Origin of the sequence: Pseudomonas sp. S8 (assembly GCF_050473925.1) — a bacterium.
Lineage (GTDB): Bacteria > Pseudomonadota > Gammaproteobacteria > Pseudomonadales > Pseudomonadaceae > Aquipseudomonas > Aquipseudomonas parakoreensis.
The window spans coordinates 3,217,741-3,240,548 of sequence record NZ_JBFDVZ010000016.1 but is presented as its reverse complement, the minus strand read 5'-3'; the positions used below and the strand labels follow the sequence as shown (position 1 = coordinate 3,240,548).

The 22,808-nt window shown below is 60.1% G+C and carries 15 protein-coding genes; 2 read left to right on the top strand and 13 right to left on the bottom strand.

The genetic code is table 11. The annotated features are described in order from the left end of the window. The first annotated feature begins 172 nt into the window (after positions 1-172). On the top strand, positions 173-2,998 hold the full coding sequence (locus AB1J88_RS15820; RefSeq protein WP_430291431.1) for an RHS repeat domain-containing protein: 2,826 nt from the start codon (positions 173-175) through the stop codon (positions 2,996-2,998). Positions 2,999-3,085: 87 nt separating this feature from the next. Here AB1J88_RS15820 and AB1J88_RS15815 read toward each other — a convergent pair whose 3' ends face one another. The 13 genes from AB1J88_RS15815 to yaaA all read right to left on the bottom strand — a co-directional run bounded on the left by AB1J88_RS15815 (position 3,086) and on the right by yaaA (position 21,375). Beyond that, the gene (locus AB1J88_RS15815) at positions 3,086-4,537 is read right to left on the bottom strand and encodes a mannose-1-phosphate guanylyltransferase/mannose-6-phosphate isomerase (protein ID WP_041064843.1); all 1,452 of its coding nucleotides are present in this window, start codon (positions 4,535-4,537) and stop codon (positions 3,086-3,088) included. A gap of 211 nt (positions 4,538-4,748) precedes the next feature. Continuing rightward, on the bottom strand, positions 4,749-5,405 hold the full coding sequence (locus AB1J88_RS15810; protein WP_430291430.1) for an alginate O-acetyltransferase AlgF: 657 nt from the start codon (positions 5,403-5,405) through the stop codon (positions 4,749-4,751). A 15-nt stretch (positions 5,406-5,420) separates the two neighbouring features. Next, complete coding sequence (locus AB1J88_RS15805; RefSeq protein ID WP_145597498.1) at positions 5,421-6,593, bottom strand: alginate O-acetyltransferase; 1,173 nt, start codon at positions 6,591-6,593, stop codon at positions 5,421-5,423. A gap of 10 nt (positions 6,594-6,603) precedes the next feature. Beyond that, positions 6,604-8,169 carry an MBOAT family O-acyltransferase gene (locus AB1J88_RS15800; RefSeq protein WP_430291429.1) on the bottom strand — a complete coding sequence of 522 codons (1,566 nt, stop codon included), beginning with the start codon at positions 8,167-8,169 and terminating at the stop codon, positions 6,604-6,606. Positions 8,170-8,369: 200 nt separating this feature from the next. Continuing rightward, entirely contained in the window at positions 8,370-9,494 is a 1,125-nt protein-coding gene (locus AB1J88_RS15795; RefSeq protein ID WP_108181745.1) for a mannuronate-specific alginate lyase, read from the bottom strand. An 8-nt stretch (positions 9,495-9,502) separates the two neighbouring features. Continuing rightward, a complete protein-coding gene (locus tag AB1J88_RS15790; RefSeq protein ID WP_047292668.1) occupies positions 9,503-10,963 on the bottom strand; it encodes an alginate O-acetyltransferase in 1,461 nt (486 codons plus the stop codon). Positions 10,964-10,973: 10 nt separating this feature from the next. Further along, the gene (gene algG / locus AB1J88_RS15785; RefSeq protein ID WP_041064886.1) at positions 10,974-12,560 is read right to left on the bottom strand and encodes a mannuronan 5-epimerase AlgG; all 1,587 of its coding nucleotides are present in this window, start codon (positions 12,558-12,560) and stop codon (positions 10,974-10,976) included. A gap of 26 nt (positions 12,561-12,586) precedes the next feature. After that, on the bottom strand, positions 12,587-14,068 hold the full coding sequence (locus AB1J88_RS15780; RefSeq protein WP_430291428.1) for an alginate export family protein: 1,482 nt from the start codon (positions 14,066-14,068) through the stop codon (positions 12,587-12,589). Then, positions 14,065-15,576 carry an alginate biosynthesis TPR repeat lipoprotein AlgK gene (algK, locus tag AB1J88_RS15775; protein WP_430291427.1) on the bottom strand — a complete coding sequence of 504 codons (1,512 nt, stop codon included), beginning with the start codon at positions 15,574-15,576 and terminating at the stop codon, positions 14,065-14,067. Before algK ends, AB1J88_RS15780 begins: the two co-directional genes overlap by 4 nt. Positions 15,577-15,585: 9 nt before the next feature. Continuing rightward, positions 15,586-16,755: a PilZ domain-containing protein gene (locus AB1J88_RS15770; RefSeq protein ID WP_430291426.1), complete on the bottom strand. Its 1,170-nt coding sequence runs from the start codon at positions 16,753-16,755 to the stop codon at positions 15,586-15,588. A 35-nt stretch (positions 16,756-16,790) separates the two neighbouring features. Then, positions 16,791-18,272, bottom strand: a complete 1,482-nt coding sequence (gene alg8 / locus AB1J88_RS15765) for a glycosyltransferase family 2 protein (RefSeq protein ID WP_219738132.1) — start codon at positions 18,270-18,272, stop codon at positions 16,791-16,793. Between the two features lie 196 nt (positions 18,273-18,468). After that, positions 18,469-19,785: a nucleotide sugar dehydrogenase gene (locus tag AB1J88_RS15760; RefSeq protein WP_430291425.1), complete on the bottom strand. Its 1,317-nt coding sequence runs from the start codon at positions 19,783-19,785 to the stop codon at positions 18,469-18,471. An 810-nt stretch (positions 19,786-20,595) separates the two neighbouring features. Beyond that, the gene (yaaA, locus tag AB1J88_RS15755) at positions 20,596-21,375 is read right to left on the bottom strand and encodes a peroxide stress protein YaaA (RefSeq protein ID WP_108181747.1); all 780 of its coding nucleotides are present in this window, start codon (positions 21,373-21,375) and stop codon (positions 20,596-20,598) included. A gap of 298 nt (positions 21,376-21,673) precedes the next feature. Between yaaA and AB1J88_RS15750 the strand changes: the two genes are divergently transcribed. Continuing rightward, positions 21,674-22,750 carry a polysaccharide deacetylase family protein gene (locus AB1J88_RS15750; protein ID WP_430292694.1) on the top strand — a complete coding sequence of 359 codons (1,077 nt, stop codon included), beginning with the start codon at positions 21,674-21,676 and terminating at the stop codon, positions 22,748-22,750. Positions 22,751-22,808: the final 58 nt, after the last annotated feature.

Sequence of the window (22,808 nt, the reverse complement as noted above, 5' to 3'; positions counted from 1 at the left end):
AACTCATGAGCACCATCCTACCGAAGGGGCGCGGGAATGGATATTCACCGGGCAAAGCATGACGCCATTGGTCGGGACTGTAATTTCTGACAGTGGGCATCCGGACTGTCGAGCGGTTTGATGTCTCCGCCGGAACGAAATGGCGCGGTCATGAATATTGAGTACGAGACATATGGGCGTTCATTACAAGACTCCGACCCTTTCGGCGAACGACCCTCGGGGGCTTGCGATTCGCACGGTCGACTATTGGCGCGGTGATGACGTCGGCCCCGCTCAAAGTCGCATCCACCGTACCTTGCACGACGTGGCCGGGCGTGCTGTTGCGCAGTGGGACCCGCGTTTGTGGGCACTGCAAATGTCCGACCCACTGACCCCGGCCAATCTGACCACGGTGTACTCGTTGAATAGCCAGGTGTTGCGCTCGGACAGCGTCGACGCGGGCACGCAGGTCGCGTTGTACGGTCTCGGAGCACAAGTGCTGCTTGATTGGGACAGCCTTGGAACCCGTCGTGAGGCGGAATATGACGTGTTGCTGCGACCGCTGGCGGTGTTCGAAGAAGGTGTAGCGACGCCCCGACGCTGCGTCGAGCGTTACCGGTATGGCCAGCCCGGCGCCGGTGAACCGAGTAAAAATCAGCTCGGCCAGCTGATACGCCATGACGATCCGGCGGGCAGCGTGTTGTTTGAAACCTTTGCGGTCACCGGCCAGTGCAGTGAAAACATCCGCTATTTCACCCACGACCCTGTCGCCCCCGATTGGCCCGAGCGAATGGAAGACCGTGCACGGTTGCTTGAGCCGGGCGAGGGCGCCGCTAGCCGATGGCGCTTCGGCCCGCTGGCACAAGTGCTCGAACAAGTCGACGCGCGAGGTAACAGGCAGGGGGTTGAACTGACCGTCGACGGGCGCTTGCGTGCGGCACATGTGCAGTTGAAGCTGCAGCCCGATACCCGGCCCATGGTCAGCGACATTCGTTACAACGCTGACGGGCAGGTCGAACATGAGTTGGCGGGCAACGGCGTTCGTGCCTCGCTGATCTATCAGCCGCAGAACGGTCGTCTCGTCAGCCGTCGCACGACTGACGCCAGCGCCAAGCTGCTGCAGCATCTGCTTTACACCTATGACCCGATGGGTAATGTGTTGAGCATCGAAGACGCGGCCCAGCCTATCCGTTACTTCGCCAATCAGCGTATTGACCCGATCAGCCGTTTCACTTACGACATCCTCTATCAATTGAGTGAGGCGAGCGGCTGGGAGGCGGGGGCAAATAATCAGGGGCCGACGCCGATGAGTCGCGCTGATCCAGCGGCGTTCAGCAACTACCGGCAAACCTATCGTTACGATGCCGGCGGCAATTTGCTCGAGTTGACGCATGTCGGCGCTCAAGCGCACGGACGCCAGTTCAAGACCGCCCGCTACAGCAATCGCGGCCTGTCGTGGCGCAATGGCCTGCCGCCGACTGAAGCGCAAATCGCGGCAGCTTACGACGCTCGTGGCAATTTGCTGGAGCTGGATCAAGGGCGATTTGTGCAGTGGGATCTGCGCAATCAACTGCACCTGGTCAGCTTGGTAGAGCGCGTGAGCGAATCTGACGATCAGGAAATTTATCTGTACGACGCCGGCGGTCAGCGCGTGCGGAAAATCCGTTCGCTGCAGACCCATACCCGTACTGTCATCAACGAAGTGCGCTACCTGCCAGGACTGGAGTTGCGGGTCGACAGTGCTGGCGAAGTCCTGCAGGTGATCTCGGCACAAACGGCAATTAACAGCATCAACGTCCTGCACTGGGAAGGTCCGCCGCCGTCGGGAAGCAATGATCGGTATCGGTACAACGTTGTTGATCATCTTGGGTCGGCCAGCCTGGAGTCAGGCGAGAAGGGGCGGATCATCAGTCAGGAAAGCTATTACCCGTTTGGCGAGACGGCGTGGAGCCGTGAGTCCGAGGTCAGTTACCGCACGCTTCGATATTCGGGCAAGGAGCGAGATGCGACGGGACTGTATTATTACGGTTTGCGCTATTACGTCCCGTGGCTGCAGCGTTGGATGAACCCGGATCGCAAAGGCTTCATCGATGGAAGTAATCTCTACAGGATGGTGTTGAACAACCCGATGACCTATCTCGACAGCGACGGAGCGATCACGCGAAAACCGTTGGCCAATGGCTTATGGGAACCCGTTATTGCATCAGGCTCAAAGCGCGAAATGACCGCCGTCGCATTCACGGATAAAGGCGAACCCAATCGGTTTGTACCTGCAATGGGTAACCCCACCCCTATCGCGAAAGCGCTGCAAACACCTGAGTTCGGCAAGGTGGTGGTCGACACCAAGTTTTTAGACCCGACGCCCGGGCGTTATTCCAAAGCGGTGGTCAACGGCCTCAGTAATACTGCGGGTGGAGCCGAATTCATATTCACCATGGATAAGCTGACCTACTCAGGAGCCAGCAATGGTGCTTTCAACGCATTGAGAATTGTCGACATCGCTGCCGGCCAGATGCCTGATAAAGCCAACGCCGTTTCTGGCTATTGGGCGCCTCAGGGGGGGTATGTCGATATTCCTGTGAATCCTTCCGGGGTTCAGCCAGATCATGTCTTTACCCCGGCCTTCAGTGGCTGCTCGCTGACGGTGGAACAGTTGAACAGAAACGTCCTCCGCGTGCGTCACGTGGAGGGTGGCAAGGAAGATACCCAGTTCAATAACCTGCCGCGCAGCGAGCATGGTCTGGGCCTCGGTGCAACAATGGAGTACCCGGACTATGGCTATGCCGCTAACGACAGCGGACAGCTACAGGAGTTTAAAAACGCGTTCGCCTTCATGAAATTCGATCGAAAACAGCAGGCATGGAATATCCACTACCAGACCATTGAGGGTACCGCCAGCATTACGCGTTACGAGCCGGCCAAGAGGGGCTTGTTCACCAAAACCAATGCCAGTGTATCCGCGCATGCTTCTATCAAAGTCCGGCAGTCGATGAGCAAGCGTGTGGCGATTGCGCGGTAACCGACAAAAGAATGAAAAAGCCCCCGCCCAACCCACTGCGGATAGGGGACGCAGCGGGCTGGACGGGGGCTTCTTATTGCCGGGAGATCACTGCGCGATGGTTTTCACCGACACGCCGCGTTCGATCGGGGTGGAGCGACCGTAGATGTCTTCGAAGCGCTCGATATCGTCTTCACCCAGGTACGAACCCGACTGCACTTCGATGATTTCCAGCGGGATCTTGCCCGGGTTGCGCAGGCGATGCACCGAAGCGATCGGGATGTAGGTCGACTGGTTCTCGCAGAGCAGGAACACGTTGTCATCGCAGGTCACTTCGGCGGTGCCGCTGACCACGATCCAGTGTTCGGCGCGGTGGTGGTGCATCTGCAGCGACAGGCACGCGCCCGGCTTGACCGAGATGTGCTTGACCTGGAAGCGGCCGCCCATGTCCACCGAGTCGTAGGAACCCCACGGACGGTAGACCTCGCAGTGGTTCTGGGTTTCGCTACGGCCCTGTTCGTTGAGGGTGTTGACCATCTGCTTGACGCCCTGAACCTTGTCCTTGTGGGCGATCATCATCGCGTCTTTGGTTTCGACCACGACGATGTTTTCCAGGCCGATCACCGACACCAGTTTGCCGTTGCCGTGGATCATGCAGTTCTTGCTGTCCTGGATCACCACGTCGCCTTTGCTGACGTTGCCGTTGGCATCCTTCTCATTGACTTCCCACAGCGACGACCAGCAACCGACATCGCTCCAGCCGGCGGTCAGCGGCACCACGCAGGCGCGCTGGGTTTTTTCCATGACGGAGTAGTCGATGGAATTGTCCGGGCAGCAGGCGAAGGTGGCCTCGTCGAAGGTGATGGTGTCGGCGTCCTGCTGGCTGCGCTCAAGGGTCAGCAGGCAGGTGTCGTAGATGTCCGGATCGTGCTTTTTCAGCTCTTCGAGGAAGCGGCTGGCGCGGAACAGGAACATGCCGCTGTTCCAGTAGTAGCCGCCGGATTCGACGTATTCGGTGGCGCGTTTGACGTCAGGTTTCTCGACGAAGTGCGAAACGCGGCTGACGCCTTCGGGCAGCAGCGAGTCGCCGGTGGATTTGATGTAGCCGTAGCCGGTTTCCGGTTTGGTCGCCGGCACGCCGAACAGCACCATCTCGCCGTTTTCGGCGGCGACGGTGGCCAGGGCCAGGGCGCGTTGCAGGGCTTTCTGGTCTTCCAGCACGTGGTCGGCCGGCAGCACCAGCATCAGTTCGTCACGTCCTTCGTTGACCAGCATCATCGCGGTCAGCGCCACGGCCGGCGCGGTGTTGCGGCCGAACGGCTCCATGAGGATGCGCTGGCATTCGAGATTACGGTTGGCCAACTGTTCGTTGACGATGAAGCGGTGATCCTTGTTGCAGACCACGATCGGCGTGTCCATGCCTTCGAACACCAGGCGCTCCAGGGTTTGCTGGAACAGCGTGTGTTCACCGGTCAGGGCCAGGAATTGTTTAGGGAATTGCTTACGCGAAAGCGGCCAAAGACGTGAACCGCTACCACCTGACAAGATCACCGGAATCATGTTGTTTACTCCATAAAAATCGATTGGTTAGAGGCACGAACGTTGTGTCGTTTCACTCTTGTTGTTGTCTCGTATCCGAACTCTTGCCTCGGTCCCTGTGGGAGCCTGGCTTGCCAGCGATGGCATCACCTCGGTGTATCTGCAGAACCGAGGTGTCTGCATCGCTGGCAAGCCAGCTCCCACAGGAGGCCGGGTCAGTTCATGAAATGTGTTAGCGCGTCGACACCGGGCGTTTTACCCAGACTGGCGACAGGCTGCTGCCGGAGCCGGTGACGTACAGCACCGCGGCTTCACCACGCTCCAGCGCGACCGGTTTCACGTCGCCGACTTTCTTGTCGCCTTCGTACAGCGCCAGGCTGACTTTCACCGGGTTGATTTCACGTTCGCCACGGCCCTTGGCAGCCACGTTCGGCACCACGTCGGTCTTGCCGTCGGCGGTCTTCAGGGTCAGCGGCTTGTCGCTGAGGTTCTGCACGCGCACCAGGGATTTCTGCTTGTTCTTGAACGGCGGTTCTTCGATCAGTTGCGGCGCGCCGGACGCGTTGTTGACCAGGGTGTAGTAGTGGTCACCGGCGAGTTTGACCGGCAGGGTCTGGCTGCCGACTTTGGCGCTGTAGTCACCGCCCGGCATGAAGCTGAAGTCGCTGCTGGCCAGTGGCGCTACGTCACTCAGATTGGTGCTGCCGACGGTGGCGCTGACTTCGGCGTTGCTGGCGTTGTAGACCCGCACGAAGGTCGAGCCTTTCGGTGCGGTCGGGCCGTACAGCGCGGCGTCGCCAGCGGCGAAAGCCTGGACGGAAAGCACGCTGAGGCCTGCAACCAGTGCGAAGCGTTTGGCGAGACGACGAGGAGTAGTAGTGAAAGTCATGGTGTTACCTCTCTTTCAGTTTTGCGCCCGATCGGGCGTCTCGGATTTAGTGTTGATGGCTACGTTTTGTTGGCGAGCACCGGCTTGTTTGAGCTCTGCGACCCACTGCGGGTCGGCGTCGCCGATTTCGTTGTTCACAGGCAGATATCGTTCAGGAAACTCCCAGATCAGCACCTGTGGCGGGCTGTTCTTGAAGTCATCGCTTTTCAGGTAGCTGAGCATCGGCAGGATCGGGCCGTGGCCGTCCTCGGCGTAGTTCACGACGTCGCTGTGCAGCGCTTGTTTCAGCGCCCCGACGAAGTTCCAGTTGGGGTTGGCGCTGTAGCTGGTGCCGATCAGTGCGACCGGGACTTCGTTGCTGGCGAACAGCGCGTCGTCACCGGCCGGTTGCTCGGCGGCCACGGTGTTGCGCTTTTGCAGCGGCTCTTGCGCCGGCATCAGGTTTTCGAACAGCGGATCCAGCGGCAGGAACAGACGCAGGTCGCCCTTGTGCGTGACCTTTTCGGCTGGCGTGGTGACGAAGCGCTGCGGCTCGCCGCTGAGCGGGAACTTGTCGGCGATGGTCTTGGCCAGGGTGTTGGCGGCGATTTCGGCGCCTTCCGGGGTCCAGTGGGTGTCGGTGCGCAGGAACACTTGCTGACCGTTTTGCTTGGCTTGTTGCAGCGGGCCGAGCAGGTCCGGGGCGAGGATCTTGTCCGCCGCGACACGGGCGTGGAAGTCCTGATAAAGGTTGGCGTGAATGCTCGCCGGTTTCACTTCACCCAGGTGTTCCGGGTACAGGCGCACCTTGGCCGGCACGATGGCCATCACCAGTTTCACGCCTTTCTCTTTCAGGGTCTGACGCACGCCTTCGACCAGCGCGTAGTTGCCTTGCAGGTTCAGCTCTTCGTTGACGATCGGGTTGAATTCCTCGTCGCTGTACAGCCACTGATCGCGACCAAGCACTACGCCCGGACGACCTTCGTTGAACAGTTTGAAATCCAGCGCCGCCCAGAGGTTGGTGCCCAGCCGCTTGATCGGAAACTGATCGTCGTAGTGGGTTTCCACGGCTTTGGTCCAGCGACCGTTGAGCACCGTCGCGTCGGCATTGGTGTTGAAGCCGAAGAAGCTGCGCACCGACCACAGACCGAGCACCAGCAGGGTCAGCAGAAACAGCGCGATGTAGAAGATGCGTAATGAGCGGGTCATGTCAGATCCCTCAGAACTGGAAGTAAAGGAACGGCGAGAAGCTTTGCGCCGAGAGTTTGAGAATCGAGGCGATGAACAGCAGCAGGATCAGCCCGCGCATCACGTAGCGCGACCAGTCCGCCGTCCAGTACGCCGGTTGCACCTGGGCTTCGACGCCGACGGTGTAGCCAGGCTCATGGATGTTCGCCGGGTTTTCGCCAGGCGCGGCTTTGATCATGCCCGGGGTCGCAGCGGCAGGGCCGTCGGTTTCGACGTTGACCACTGGCTTGGTTTTGACCGGAGGCTGATTGGTGTACAGATCACGCAAGCCAAAGAACGCCAGCGTTGCGTACGCCACAACCAGCGTTGCCACTTGCAGACCGGTGAGGCTGGCGCGGTTGAGTTCTGACAGCGACCAGTCGCTGAAGCTGAACATCGCGCCGTACATGCGCCCGGCGACGTGCAGGTTCTCGGCACGGAAGATCACCCAGCCCATCACCACCAGCAGGAAGGTCAGCGCCCAGCGGATCGGGTTGAGGCTGCGCGGCGAGGTGTTGATGCCGAGCATTTTTTCGATCGCCAGCCACATGCCGTGCCAGGCGCCCCAAACGATGTAAGTGATGTTCGCGCCGTGCCACAGACCACCCAGCAGCATGGTCAGGAACAGGTTGCGATAGGTCATCAGCGTGCCTTTGCGGTTACCGCCGAGGGTGATGTACAGGTAGTCACGCAGCCAGGTCGACAGGCTGATGTGCCAGCGACGCCAGAACTCGGTGATCGACTGGCTGATGTACGGCTGCTTGAAGTTTTCCATGAAGCGGAAACCCATCATCAGGCCCAGACCGATGGCCATGTCGCTGTAACCGGAGAAGTCGAAATACAGCTGCGCGGTGTACGCCAGTGCGCCCAGCCAGGCATCCCCGGTGGTCGGGTTTTGCAGGGCGAAGCAATGGTCGGCGACCACCGCGAGGGTGTCGGCGATGAACACCTTCTTGATGAAACCCTGCATGAACCGCGTGCAACCTTCGGAGAACTTGTCGAGGGTGTGGGTGCGGTTGTTGAACTGGTCGGCGAGGTCGCGGAAGCGCAGGACCGGGCCGGCAATCAGGTGCGGGAAGATCGCCACGAACGCCGCGAAGTCGATCAGGTTGCGCGTGGCCGGGGTGTCGCCGCGGTACACGTCGATGATGTAGCTGATCGATTCGAAGATGTAGAACGAGATGCCGATCGGCAGCAGCACGTGGGTCAGGATGAACGGCTCCAGACCGAACGAGGTCATGATCGCGTTGATGCTGTCCACGCCGAAGTTGGCGTACTTGAAGTAGCCGAGGATGCACAGGTCGACCGCGACGCCGAGCAGCAGCCAGCGCTGCGCTGGTTTGGTGCGCACGCCGGCGGCGCCGACTTTCAGGCCGATCCAGTAGTTCCACAGGGTGACGCCGGCGAACAGCGCCAGGAAGTCCACCCGCCACCACGCGTAGAACACGTAGCTGGCGATCAGCAGCAACAGGTTGCGATAGCGTTGCCCGCTCAAGTAGTACAAGCCGAGAAAGATCGGCAAGAACAGAAACAGGAACACGTTGGATGAAAATACCATCCCGATCTCTCCATGTTTGAACCAACAGTCAAGGGCCAAAGCCCCCCCAAACCCCCCCATGTAAAACCGGAGGGCTAACTCAAATCTTGCTGCCCCCTGTAGGAGCTGCCGAAGGCTGCGATCTTTTGATTTTTGTCTTTGGAAATCAAAGTCAAAAGATCGCAGCGTGCCGCAGCTCCTACAGGGTTTTGTGTCCTGCCTTAAGAACCCTTGTTGCCCTTCTCATGCGACGGGTCGTAGACCTTGGTCAGGTCGCCGCCGAGGCGGAAGGTCTTGAACGGTTGCATGCCGTGCTTCTTCTCGATCACATCCGCCGGGCAGGTGTAGAGGGTGCAGAACGGTTCGAGCCAGGCGAATTTCATGTCCTCTTTCAGGTCGGTCATGTCCTGCTCTTTGCCGTTTTTCTTCTCGAATTGATCAGGGTCTTTCACTCCGGCCAGCACTCGGTCACCCAGACGCTTGAGCGCGCTGTTGTTTTCCTGACGCAGATCGACGCCGTTGACCTGGGCGAAACTGGCGATCATCGCCAGTGGCGGCAGGGCGTAGTTGTGATAGGCGAGGGCGCGTTGCTGGCGCTTGAGTTCGTTGGGCAGGAAGCCGTCGGCGTCGACTTGATTGACCCCGACCTTGTATTCCTTCACCGCCCAATCAAACAGGTCGCGACGGTTGGTGGCGATCGAGGTCGCCATCACCGACCACGCGGCCCAGTACGAGTGGTTGTTGGTTTTTTCCAGCGGCAGGTTGTCCCAGTCGCTGACCACCTGATCGGCCATCTTGCTGAACCACGCCTCGATCTGCTGCGCTTCTTGCTGATGCGTGGCCAGCGGATGCGAGTCGGAGAACTTCAGGCGAATGTACGAAGAGGCCATGCTGCCCAGCGCCCATTTGCGCATCGATTTGCCGGTGTGGTTGAAGTCTTTCGACATCAATGCATCGGCCTTGGCCCACGCGGTCAGCCAGTTCAACGTGCAGTCGAGCTGCTCCGGGCGACCGTCGCGCATGAACTGCATCACCCGTTTGGCGGTGCCGCGCTCCAGGGTGGTGATGTCCTTGGTGGTGTCGCGGAAGGCTTTTTCCGACTGCACGTTCAGGGTCGCGCGAGCCTTGTCCGAGCCTTCGTATTTGCTGCGAAATTGCAGCGGTCCGGTGTACGGCGCCGGCATCGCATCGCAGCCTTCGCTCTTGTCGCCGCTCTTGAATTTATCCACCGGGGCGAAGTAGCCCTGCGGCGGGCGCAGTGGCGCGGCGGCCTGAGTGGCCCCGGCGAACATCGCCAGGGTCAGCAGGGATGGCGCAAGCAAGTGTTTGATCGTTCGATTTCGCATAGCAGACCTCATTGCCCGAGCTGAGCGGTTTGTGGCCCAGCGCCCGGGAATACGTTGCGTTTGCAGATTTTCGCTTCGACTTTTTGCGGCGCGGTACCCGCTTCCGGGCCCTGAACTTCGACGGCCAGCAGATTTTGCGAGGCCCAGTCTTCGTCCGTGCGCAGCTCAAAGGCGAAACGACCGTCGGTGTCGGAGGTTTCCGGTTTCTCGATCTTGATGTCCTCGTGGCGACCGTTCATGTACCAGAGGGTGGCTTGCAGGGTTTTCACCGAGGTGTCGGCGAAGCGGATGTCGACCTGATGGCTGCTGTTCTGCAGGTTCAGGTTCTTGCTGTTGACCAGCAGTTCCTGTTTGCCGCCAGGCTTGAGTGTGGTGCTGGCGGACATTTGGGTTTCCTTGCCTTCGCAACCGTTATCCAGCAGCGCCATCATTTGGCGATAGATGGTTTCCTGGTCGAGGCGGTACAGCGGCGAGAATTCCCAGATGAGGATCTTCGGCGGGGTCTTCTGGAATTCGTCGCTACCGAGGTACTGCAGCATCGAACCTTCGAGACCACCGCCGGGGAAGGCGACGTTGAGGATGTCGGCGCCGATTGCCTCTTCGAGGAAGCCGGCGAAGTTGTAGTTCTTGCCGCTGTGCGAGGTGCCCACGAGGGTGATTTGCGGGTTGCCGGAATCACCGAACAGGTCGCCGTCACCGGCTTCGCCTTTCGGCTCGGTGGTGAACTGGTCCATGTACTGGATCGCGTAACTGGTGCCGCACAGTTGCCCGGCCATGTTGTGCAGGGTGCCGGTCTTGCCCATGCGCCCGGTGCGCTTGGTCTCGAATTCACGCTTGGGAATGTCGGCGAAGGCCGGAATCTGCTTGACCTTCTCGGCGACGATTTTCGCTGTGCGCTGAGCACCGTATGGGGTCCAGTGCTGGTCGCCACGGAAGTAGAAATCGTGAGCGGGCAGGGTGTCCGGCAGCGATTCGTTGGTCAGCGGCGACAGGTCCGGTACCACGTAACCCATCTTGGCGAAACGGCCGAGCATGGTCTTGTAGTTGCCCAGCGCTTTCTCGTAATCGAACGCGGCTTTTTCCTGCGGGTTGAGCTTGTTGCGGTTCACCAAACCACGGGTCGGCTGATAGACGATCACCAGTTCGACGCCTTTGGCCTTGAACGCATCGTGCAGCTGTTGCAGGCGTTTGTAGCCGGCCGGGGTGGTGTTGAACTCGGTGCGCAAATCTTCCTGGGTACGGAACAGCCAGTCGCCCTGCGCCTGCACCAGGGTGGTGAAGTTCTGCTGATAACGTGTGGTGTAGTTCTTCGCATCGTGCGCGGCCGGGCACAGGTTGCAGCACGGTTCGGCGCTGAATTTTGGCGCGGTGGCGCCCGCCGCTTCATCGGCGCGAGCAGCATTGCTTGCCGCCAGAATGCCCACGGTCAGGGCCGACAGGCTGAGTAATTTGATCAAGTGTGGGTGCATAAAATTATCCTCAGTCCCGCAGTTCGGTCTGGCGTTCGACAGGGTCGATCAGTACGGCTTTCTGCTGGCGTACCAGCAGGTCGAGAATTTCATCCTGGCGCTCGCCAAGGATGCCGTTGAAGCTGATGCCGCTGGATTTGGTCGGCGCCAGCATCGATACGCGATACAGCTCGACGCTCAACGGCGAGTCGATGGCCATCGGGCCGCTGCCGTTGGCCGCCAGTTCACCGCCAACCACGATCAGCGAGACCTGGGCGTCGAACGGGTCGAGCTTGATGTCGCGGTCGGTGTCGGTCAGGTCCTTGATGTGGCCGTAGACACCGGTCAGCCCGTTGGCCATGGCGACGTTTTCGTAGAGGCGGATGTTCACGCTGTTACGAATGCGGATGCCGTGGCGCTTGTTGCTGATGACCTTGTTGCCCCACAGCAGGTTGTCGGCGGACTCGTAGAGGGTGATGCCGTCGGTGTGGTTCTTGTAGATCTCGTTGTAGGCAATGATGTTGTTGACGCTGTTACGGTCGATCACCAGGCCCGAGAGGTGGTTGTCGTAGCTCTTGTTGTTGAAGATGAAGCTGTCGTTCACTTCACGGGAAATGATGATGCCGTGCTTCTTCTTCGTGCCGTGGACGGTGTTCTCGGCAATGATCAGACCGTGGGAACGGTCGTGCGGGTCGATGCCGTAGACGATGTTGTCCTTGTAGGTGTTGCCCTTGACCACGAAGTCGCGGGTCTCGTAGCAGTAGAAGCCGTACCACATGTCGGAGAACTCGGAGCCGACGATCCAGCCGGTCGGTTCAGGGCGCTTGAGCACCTTGGCCATGTTCGGCGTGTACTGGGAAATACTCACCCCGTACGACTTACTGTTGGCGTAACCGAAACTGGCCATCTTGCTGTTGACGATGTAGGTCTCGGTGCCGCCCCAGGCCAGCAGGAACGGACGGAATTCCTTCGGCGAACGGAAGGTCGCCGGACCGTTGTCCTTCTCGCGCCAGCCAGTGACTTTGGTGTCACGCACAAACAACTGACCGTCGTTGACCAGGAACGAACCAGCCTCTTGCGACAGACGCAATTCCTGGGTCTGGCCGTCGATTTCGAGGATGCCTTTACGGCCCACCACGATTGGCAGCTTCGCCAGGTACACGCCCGGCGAGGTCTCGCTGAAGTACTGCTTGGGCAGCTTCTGCGCCAGATCCTTGAGGTTCAGGTAACCGTCGTCGACGAAGATCGCCTGCGGGATGCCGTGCTGACGCACCACCCATTCGGCCATCTTGTTGTCACCGCCGATGAAGTCCTTCAGGGCGTCTTCCTGCATCATCCGGCGCACGCTGATCTTGCCCGGTTTACTGCGATTGATCTTCGCGGCAGCGGCTTCGGCGGTGAAGCCGGACAGGTCGGGCAGTTTCGGCTTGGCCAGTTCCAGCGCCTCGGTCGGCGCGCTGCTGACGGTGTAGGTCTTGGCTTGTTGCAGCTCTTTGGCGGTGGTCACCGGCTTGCCCTGTTGAGGCACGGCCGGTTCCACCGTGGCGAACGCGCCAGCGGAGGCCAGCAGCATGGCGCCGGCCAACAGGCTGAGCGAGCCTTTCCTTGCATGGTGCATGTCGGGCACTCCCTTGGCGGTTTGCATCAGAAGCGCCAGATCACGTCGATGAACGCGCGGTGCATGTACGAATCGACCTGGCTGCCATAGGCATCACCCGGCTTGAACACGCCGCCACGGAAACGCACCAGCGCCGACGGTTCGTCGATCGACTGGCTCAACGCCGCCGGCAGCAAGCCTTGCTTGAAGTATTTGGTCACCACCAGATCCATTTCCTGACCCAGGTCCTTGTTGCCATCCTGCAGTGGCAGCGAGGTGCTGGAGAGGATCGCGCCAGTGACGTCGTCGGTGTTGTTTTCCACGGCGTTGATGCCGTTGCTGCCCACCGGCTTGTTGCCGTCCACGCGCCAGAATTTGTGGTAGATCAGGCTGGCGTCGTACTGGTCGTTGAGCATCCACGAACCGAACAGGGTGGCGGTCTGCATGTTGTTCATTTCGCCACGGAACGCTTCGCCGAAACGGTGCACCCGCGAGCGGGTACCGGTGTAGTTGGAGCGGTTGCTTTCCAGACCGTTCTGCTGGTAATCGGCGCTGGCGCGGGCGTAGGCCGCACCGACCTGCCACTGCGGATCGAGGCGCAGGCGTACGCCAAGGTCGGTGGCCCAGCCGTTGATGTCATCACTGCGCTTGGCTTGCGCCGGACGACTGCCATCGGCATTCAGCGGATTGACCGAGTCGAGGTTGCCGCTCATGCCGGTGATGCTGCCCCAGTAGTTGACGGTGTTGGTGTTGCGCCAGTTGTAGGCATCGCTGTCGGCGGTCAGACCGAGCCAGCTGATGTCGCCGTTCTGGGTTTTGTCGAGGGTGTCGCGGGGCACGCCCGGTTCGGCGTAATCGAGCTTGCCGTTGTCGTGGGTGTGATGACCGCGAATGCCGACCCAGTTGCCCGGTGTCCACTGATAGGCGGCATCGGCGTAGGCGTGCAGGCGATCCTTGTCTTTCGGCGCCAGCTCTTTGAGGTCAGTGCGGTATTCGCTGAAGCGTTCGGCGACACCGACGTTGGCGCGCAACAGGGTGGTGTCGAAGGTCCAGTTCAGCGCTTCGATGTTGGTGTCGCGCCATTGGCCGTCGTCATTGCGCAGGCGCTGGCGACCGAGCTTGAGCATCTCGCCGGGGTACGGCGTCAGGCCGCTGTAGCCGACCCAGAACTCGCGCATCGCCAGGTAGTTTTTCTTGGTCTTGCGGTCGCTGTTGTCGGTGGTTTGTTCACCGTCGGACTGTTGCAGAGTGTCGGTCTCGATGATGTCGGTCGAGGTCACGGCCTGGCCCATGGCGTAGGCGCTCCACGCGCCGCTTTCGCCGTAGACCCACGGACGCAGGTCCAGGCCCACACCGTTGACGTCGCCGCCGCTGGCGGTGCCGAGGTCGCGGTCGTCTTCGGACTGGCCGGTGATTTTCACTTCCAGACCGAAGTTCTTGGTTTCAGTGATCGCGGCCAGTGTCGGGCAAGACCAGATCAGCGCGAACGTGAGGCCAATGCCAGCCTTCACAAAGGGATTCAACTTCATAGGGATTCCTCGCCGTCTTCTTCTTGCAGGGCATGCAGTTGCAGCGTGTTCTGGTTCAGGGCGCCACGGCTGGCCTGTTCCTGTTGCAGCAGGCGCTGGGCTTCGGCCAGACGCTCGGGCGGCAATTGTGCTGCCAGGGTGGTCGCCAGTTCATCGGCTTGCGGGGTGTTCTGCGCCTTGGCCAATTGGCTGAATACATAGGCGTTGAGTGGATCGGGCTTGGTGCCCTTGCCTTGGGAAAACAGTTGGGCGATGGCGAAATCGGCGCTGTTCTGGCCATTGCGCGCAGCGGTCAGCAGGTGGTCGAGAGCCTTCTGCGGATAGACCTTGCCCAGGTAACCACGGCGATAAATCTGGCCGAGGTAGTAGTCGGCGGCGACTTCGCGGCCGACGGCTTTCTGGAAGTGTTCTTCGGCGACTTTCGCGTCGGCCGGCACCAGTTTGCCTTCGTAGTAGAGCTTGCCCAGCAACAGTTCGGCGCGCGGCTGGTCGGCGGCGCGGCCGTTGTCCAGGTACTTCATCATCTGATCGACGTCGCCCAGTTCAGGGAAGTCATAAAGCAGCTGCGCGAGGGTCACCCACGATGCCGGGTAGCCCGGGGCGATCGGTTCGAGCAGCGACTGCGCGGTCTTCTCGTCGGTCTTGCCGAGGGTCGAATCGGCCAGCACGCGGGCCACCGAATCGACGCGCTGCGCGCTGACCGTGCCGCGGCTGTAACCGGCCTGCATCTGCTTGAGCAGCTCGGCCTGTTGCTCCGGCTGGGCCCGTTTCTGATAGACCGTGGCCAGTTCGACGTAGCAGATGTCGGTGGTGTTGAGCGCGGCCTTGCAGATCTTTTCCACGTCATCCAGATGCTGGTCGTAAGTGCCTTGGGTGCGATACAGCAGCACCTGCGCCAGACCCGCTTCCGGGTAACCGGATTTGCGCCACTGATCGATCTGCTGCTGCGCGTTGATATTCGGGAAGCTGTGCGGGTATTGCAGGTACAGCATCGCCAGCGGGATCAACGTGTTGCCTTCGCCATTGGCGGCGGCTTTTTTCAGCAGGCTTTCGGCTTCGTGGTGCTCGGCTTCGGTGGAACCGGGCTTGGCCACCAGCAGGCGACCGAGACGGGCCTGGGCCCGTGGCGACACGTCGGCGGCGGCGCGGTAGGTCGCTTCGGCCTGTTTGATCTGCTCGGGGTCGCGGCTGTCGACCTGGATATCGGCGAGACCGACTTGCGCCTCGCTGTAACCCAGATCCGCCAGCGCACGGTAGTTCTGCGCGGCAGTGGCAGTGTCGCCGCGCTTGAGCGCTTCGTTGGCCAGGCGTTGGTCGGGCAGGCCGGCGCAACCGGCCAGACTCACCGCCAGTGCCAGCGAGCACACCATATGACCTTTGTGGGAGCTGGCTTGCCAGCGATTCAGGCGGCTCGGTGTGTCAGACCGACCGCGTTGATCCAATCGCTGGCAAGCCAGCTCCCACAGGGATCGCGGTGTTCTCAGGAGACTGATGATAGTCACAGGCATGTCCTCGACTTAAAGACCGGCAGCCATGGCTTTGTCGATCAGCCAGTTCAGGTTCGGACCACGGTCGCTGTTCACTTCCACCGGACGGCCGGCGAAGCTGCTGTCCAGCGGTTCGTCCGGCTGGATCTGCACGCGGATGTCGGAGGACAGGTCGGCGCTTTTCAGGCTGGTGCTGCTGACGATCTTGCCGGTGCGGGTCTGGTCTTCGCCGGCGATCTGGAAGCTCACTGGCGTACCCGGACGCACGTCGCCGAACTGGCGATAGGAGAAGCGAGCATCGACGGTGGCCTGGGTGTTGCGCGGTACCAGGGTGAAGATCACGTCGCCTTTGCTTGCGTACTGACCGTCAGCCACCAGTTGCTGGGCCACGGTGCAGTCGCACGGCGAGGTCAGGGTGCCAGTCATCTGCTTGCCGAACAGTTCTTCCACCTTGGCCGGTTGCAACTGGTCTTCGTCGAGATGGCCCTTGAGCACGTCGAGCATGCTGGTGCTGAAGGTCGCCAGCGGGGCGCCTTTGGCGGCGACGCCGTCGGACTTGACCAGGCTCTGCACGGTACCGTCACGCGGCATGGTGATGTTCATTCCCGGTACGCTGACCAGACCGGCCTGCGCATGGCTGACGAAGTACATGCCGTACACCGACTTGAAGACGAAACCGAACGCCACCAGGCCGATGGCGAATACCCCGGCACTGAAGGTCACCGCTTTCAGACGCCCGAACGGGGTCATGCCGCTGCCGCTGTCCTTGACCTTGCGCGCCTTGGTGAAGTTGTCGCGCTGCAGGGTCGCCAGCACTTCACCCATGCTGACGATGTCGCCGGCCAGGTGCGACGTGATCAGGTGACGCAGGGTCGAGATGTCCTGCGGTTCGAGGTTCTGGAACTGGCAACCGACGCGGCCGCTCTGGCGGTCGTAGGAGCGCACTTGCAGTTCGACGTCCATGGCCAGGCCGAGATTGTCGATCACGAATTGCAGGCGTGCCTTGTACACGTCGCCGGTCTTGAGCGGCAGTTGTCCGGCGTTGAACGCCAGACCACCGGCGGACAGGTCCAGGACCCGCGCCTCGACCGGCGTCCGGTCCGGGCCGAAGAAGCGCAGTTTGGCCGGGATTTTCACTCGGGCGTGCTGACGCTGGGCTTCGGATTCATGCACTACGTTGGCGTTGACGGCGGTATTCATGGGGGCGATTTCCTTGTTAATTCAATAGGGGCAGGTCAGACCATCATCAGCAGCACGGCGACGAAAATGCTGCCGGCGGAGAAGGTCATGGTCCGAGACGACCAGGTGTTGAACCAACGTTGAAAGCTGGCGAGATCACGGGTCAGGGAAGTGGGTTGGCGCGTCCAGGATTGCTGGTCGAGGCGGAAGAACACGTAGATCTTCACCAGCGCACCGACGATCTGGTTGTAATACAGAATCACGGGATAGGCCGGGCCGATCCGGTGACCGGAGCACGACAGCAGCAGGGTCAGAATCAGGCGCGTGATGCCGATCCACAGCAGGTAGGCGAGGATGAACGCACCGCCGTACTTGAAGCTGGCGATGATCGCCACGGTCAGGCCCAGCAGCGAGGTCCACATCGATACGCGCTGGTCGAACAGCACCACCGAGGTGAAGGCGCCGAGGCGTTTCACGCCCAGGCCCAGCGCTCGCGAGTTCTGGCGCAGGTTGTTGCCGTACCAGCGGAACATCAGTTTGCGGCTGGCCTTGATGAAGCTCTTTTCCGGCGGGTGTTCAACGGTGTTGATCGCGGCGTCCGGCACGTAAAAGGTGTCGTAACCCAGACGCATCAGGCTGAACCAGCTCGATTTGTCGTCACCGGTGAGGAACTTGAAACGCCCCAGGCGCCAGTGTTGCAGCGAGTCGCTTTCGACGTCGGCGATGAATTCCGGGTCGGTCACCACGGTGGCGCGGAACACCGACATACGCCCGGTCATGGTCAGTACGCGCTTGGACAGGGCCATCGAGCACATGTTGATGTGACGCTGGGCGAAACGCAGCTTGTGCCATTCGCTCATGATGTAGCCGCCGCGCACTTCGCAGAATTCGTTGGTGGTCAGGCCGCCGACATTGCCGAACAGCTGGAACCACGGCACGGTCTTGCGCACGGTGCCTTCACCGAGCACGGTGTCACCGTCGATCACGGCCACCACGGCGCGGTCGTCCGGCAGGTGACGGGAGATCGCGCGGAAACCGTAGGCCAGGCCATCACGCTTGCCGGTGCCGGGAATGCGCACGAAGTCGAGCTTCACCCGGTCTGGCGGATTCATCCGCGCCCACAGCGCCTTGACCAGCAGCTCATCGGACATTTCGACGATCGAGCAGACCACGGTGGTCGGCAGTTCGCAGTCGATGGCTTCGCGGATCACCGAGCTGTAGACCTGCGCGGTGGTGAGCGCGTCGATACGGAAACTGGTGACCATCAGAAACACATGCGACGGGTCCGCCGCCTTACCCAGCTTGCGCACTTTGCGGCGCAGGTGCGGGTAAACGATGTAGAGAAAAATCATGCCGCGCACAAAGTGCGTTGCACCCATCGAGTAGCGCCAGATACCCACGGCGCCAATCAGGAAAATAAAGTCCTTCGACTCAGAGTCGAACGTGGACGTGGGCAGCATCAAAGCCAGGCCCAACAACAAACTGAGGTAAAACAGCCAACCGGCGGCCTGAAGTAGGCCGTGCTTTAGCCTGTGCATAATCTGCATCCGTCTCTATCTCGGGCGAGCCTGTCGGGTGGCCCGATGGGGTTAAGGCAGGCATACAAAAACTTGCAAGGACATGTAGGAGCTGCCGAAGGCTGCGATCTTTTGATCTTTGCGGGTTCACTCAAGACTCAAGTGGCCGGGGTAAAGATCGCAGCCTCGTTTCACTCGTCAGCTCCTACAGGGCTGTTTACCAGCAGATACCTTCAGTGCGAGTACCTGGATTGGTGGCTTTGGCCATGAAGCCGACCAGGTCGATGACCTGTTTGCCCTGCGGTGCTTCCTGGGCCAGCGAGCGGAATTTCTCGTCGCGGTTGCCGAGGATGATCACGTCGGAGTTGTCGATCACCGAATCGAAGTCCGCGTTGAGCAGGGACGACACGTGCGGGATCTTCGACTCGATGTAGTCCTTGTTCGCGCCGTGAACACGGGCGTACTCGACGTTGCTGTCGTAGATGCTCAGGTCGTAGCCCTTGCCGATCAGCATTTCGGCCAGTTCCACCAGCGGACTTTCGCGCAGGTCGTCGGTGCCGGCCTTGAAGCTCAGGCCGAGCAGGGCGACTTTGCGTTTGTCGTGGCTTTCAACGATGTCGAAGGCGTTCTGCACTTGCGATTCATTGCTGCGCATCAGCGAGTTGAGCAGCGGTGCTTCGACGTCCAGCGAACCGGCGCGGTAGGTCAGGGCGCGTACGTCTTTCGGCAGGCACGAACCGCCGAAGGCGAAGCCCGGGCGCATGTAGTACTGGGACAGGTTGAGCGTCTTGTCCTGGCAGACCACGTCCATCACTTCGCGGCCATCGACGCCGACCGCTTTGGCGATGTTGCCGATCTCGTTGGCGAAGGTGACCTTGGTTGCGTGCCAGACGTTGCAGGTGTACTTGATCATCTCGGCGACGGCGATGTCCTTGCGGATGATCGGCGCGTCGAGTTCTTCGTACAGCGATTGCAGAACGTCGCCCGAGGCCTTGTCGAACTCGCCGATGACGGTCATCGGTGGCAGGTCGTAGTCCTTGATCGCGGTGGATTCACGCAGGAATTCCGGGTTGACCGCGACGCCGAAATCGACACCGGCCTTCTTGCCCGAGCAGTCTTCGAGGATCGGGATGACCACGTTGGCGACGGTGCCCGGCAGCACGGTGCTGCGCACCACGATGGTGTGACGGGTGGATTTTTCACGCAGCACGAAACCGATCTCGCGGCACACCGCCTCGATGTAGTTCAGTTCCAGGTCGCCGTTCTTCTTGCTCGGTGTACCGACGCAGATCATCGACAGGTCGGTGTCACGAATTGCCTCGGCGAAGTTGGTTGTACCGCGCAGACGACCGGTCTCGATACCCTGGGCCAGAAGTTCGCCCAGACCCGGTTCAACAATCGGCGACTTGCCGGCGTTGATCATGTCGATCTTGTCTTTGGCAACATCGACGCCAACCACGTCATGGCCCCGTGCAGACAGGCAACCGGCACATACTGCGCCAACGTAACCCAAACCAAATATGCTGATGCGCATCGCAAATACCTCTGTGTTTTATCAAGCCATTAGATGGCCGGAGTTAATGGTGTTCAGCGGTCATAGTGCACTCGAAAGTGCGGCAAACAGGCGCCACAATGCCGTGTGCAGGCATACTAAGTTCCGAGTGTCTAAATAAGTGCACTCAAGATGTGCGCAACTAGGCCTGGTTGTTATGACTTGCCCTGTTATGCAGCGGATCTTCTTGCTGGAAGACTCTTGTGCATGTTTTCAGTCCACCTGATGTCGGTCGAAAAGCCCGTAGATCAAGCGGTTGGGTGCTCAGGCGAGCACGTTTACAGGGGCGCAGCCTTGGCCTTGTAGAGGATGTTTATGGTGCGTATCACCTATCCATCGTTAGTTGATCAGATGAGTGAACCATCTAGGCAAGTTGCTGTGACAACTTGGTTACATGGTTCTCCGCTCTGCGTAAGTTATCTCGTACAAACTCGGCGAGAATCGTTACCGGTGGTATGAGCTATGCATTTGGACATAGTTCCTACCCGCTCATCGCGAAATCTGAAATTTTTTGAAATATTGACAAAGATGGCACTGGTCTCAATTTGATAGCACTTTCGATTTGGGCCTTTATTAATCGGTGCGCAATCGAGCTAGATAGTTTTGTGCCACTACCGTAAAAAAATTTGCGTGCCACTACTGAAAAAAAGTGCGGCTGTCGAGTGAAACTAAAATTAGAATTGGGTGGGACGATTTTGTGGCGCCAATAAAACGGCGAAATGTGGCGGGGGATTTTTGACGTCGTGCGAGCTGCACGACTCTTTATAGAAAGAGTCGTGCAATGGGCATGCTTTATTCCGGGGCGTGGTCGCGCAGAAACACCAGATTGTCCGGTTTCGATTGCTCGGCGCTGTAGCGATAACCCTGCACATCGAACTGCTTGAGCAGGGCAGGATCGTTGATTTTTTCCTGAATCACGAAACGGCTCATCAGGCCGCGGGCCTTCTTCGCGTAGAAGCTGATGATCTTGTACTGGCCGTTCTTCAGGTCCTTGAAATCGGTGTTGATGATCCGGGCGTTCAGGGCGCTGCGTTTGACCGCCGAAAAGTACTCGTTGGAGGCCAGGTTCAGCAGCACATCGTCGCCCTGATCGGCCAGCGCTTCGTTGAGCCATTCGCTGATGCGCGTGCCCCAGAACGCGTACAGGTCCTTGCCACGGGCGTTGGCCAGTTTGGTGCCCATTTCCAGACGATACGGCTGCATCAGGTCCAGCGGACGCAGCAGGCCATAGAGACCGGAGAGCATGCGCAAGTGCTTTTGCGCATAGTCGAACTGAGCTTCGCTGAACGATTGCGCGTCGAGGCCGGTGTACACGTCACCCTTGAACGCGAGCAGCGCCTGCTTGGCGTTTTCCGGGGTGAAGGCGGGCGTCCAGCTGCCGAAACGCGCGGCATTCAGGCCGCCGATCTTGTCGGACACGTGCATCAGTTCGCTGATCTGTGCCGGGCTCAGTTCGCGCAGCTGCTGGATCAACTCCTGAGAGTGATCAAGGTATTGCGGCTGGGTAAAGCGCTGGGTCGCCGGCGGTGTTTCGTAATCGAGGGTCTTGGCGGGGGAAATCACCATCAGCATGAAGTCGTCTCCTTTAATCGTGGGGGCGATTCTAGGGGGTTGGCCGGGTTGACTCCAGCTATCAAGCCCATAGGTGATCGATGGTGTGCTGGAAAAGATCGCAGCCTTCGGCAGCTCCTACAGGTTACGGTCGATTGTTCGCTGCCTTTGTAGGAGCTGCCGAAGGCTGCGATCTTTTGATTTTTCTTTTGATCGTCCTGCGATCACCCGCGATATAGTGCCGCGCGGGTTTGGTTATGGAGACACCCCTTTGCGCATTGTTCTTTTATTCACGGCGTGGCTGATGAGCTGCGGGGCCATGGCGGCACCGGGCGATGTGGCGACGCTGGATCGCAGCACCTGGCCGGAGCAACTGAGCAGCCCGACGCTGTTCGACGTTGCCTCGCGCGCGGAAATCCTCATGTTCGCCCGGGGCCTGCTCGGCACCGAGGCGCTGGACGAGGCTGCGCTGGCCCAGCGTTTGGGGCTGCGCACGGTCAATGTCGACGCGATCAGCCGCCTGCGGCAGCGGCTCTGGGAGCGTCTGTTGACCAACTACAATTTCGCCCAGCAGAGCTGCGATCAGGATGCTTCGTTCTGCTTCCTCGTCGAAGACCTGCCGACCCTGCGCGAGCAGGCCGCCAAGTTCGTGGTCAGCGACGACAGTTATTACACCAAATGGGCCGAACCGAGCCGGTTGTTTCATCTGCAGTACCTGGACGAGCTGATGCGCAAGGCCGCGCTGTCGCCGCAGACCAGCAGTGAAGTCGATCGTTTCGGCGACTATGAACGCAGCGGCGACGAGATGCATGACCGGCTGTTTCTGCTGAGTTTCGACAGCGCTGCAAACCTGCAGCCGGACAACACCGACTGGATCGCCGACTATCTGCGCAAAGCCAATCTCAGCGGCACGTTCTTCCTGTTGGGCAAGGACGTGCAGGCGCGACTGGCGGATCGCTCGGTGAGCAATCTGCAATCGGAGTTCTCGAAACAGTGTGTCGGCGTGCAGGGTTGGGAGTTCCGTTCCCACAGTTATTGGCAGGACTGGCAGGACTCGGTGCGCCGCAGCAGTGACCTGGTGAAGAACAAGTTGCCGGAAAACTACGTGCCGCTGTTCCGTCCGCCGGAGGGGCAGCGTCGCTCTGATGCCGGCAGTTTCTTGCGCAATCAGGGCCTGCAAGTGGCGCTGTGGGACATCGATGCCCAGGATGGTGCCGGCAAGCTGAAGGGCGCGCAGAGCGCGCAGCGAGTGCTGACCCTGATGCTGCTATGGCGTCACGGGGTGATCAATTTCAACATGAAACAGGATGCGGTGAAGACCGCGTTGCCGTGGCTGATCACGCAAACTGCGCAAAGCGGCATCGGCTTTGAAGACTGTCAGGACGGGTTTCGCTGATAAACGGAGAAAGCCCGGAAACATTGGGCTTGGGGCGATTTTTCTAGAGAATTCGATG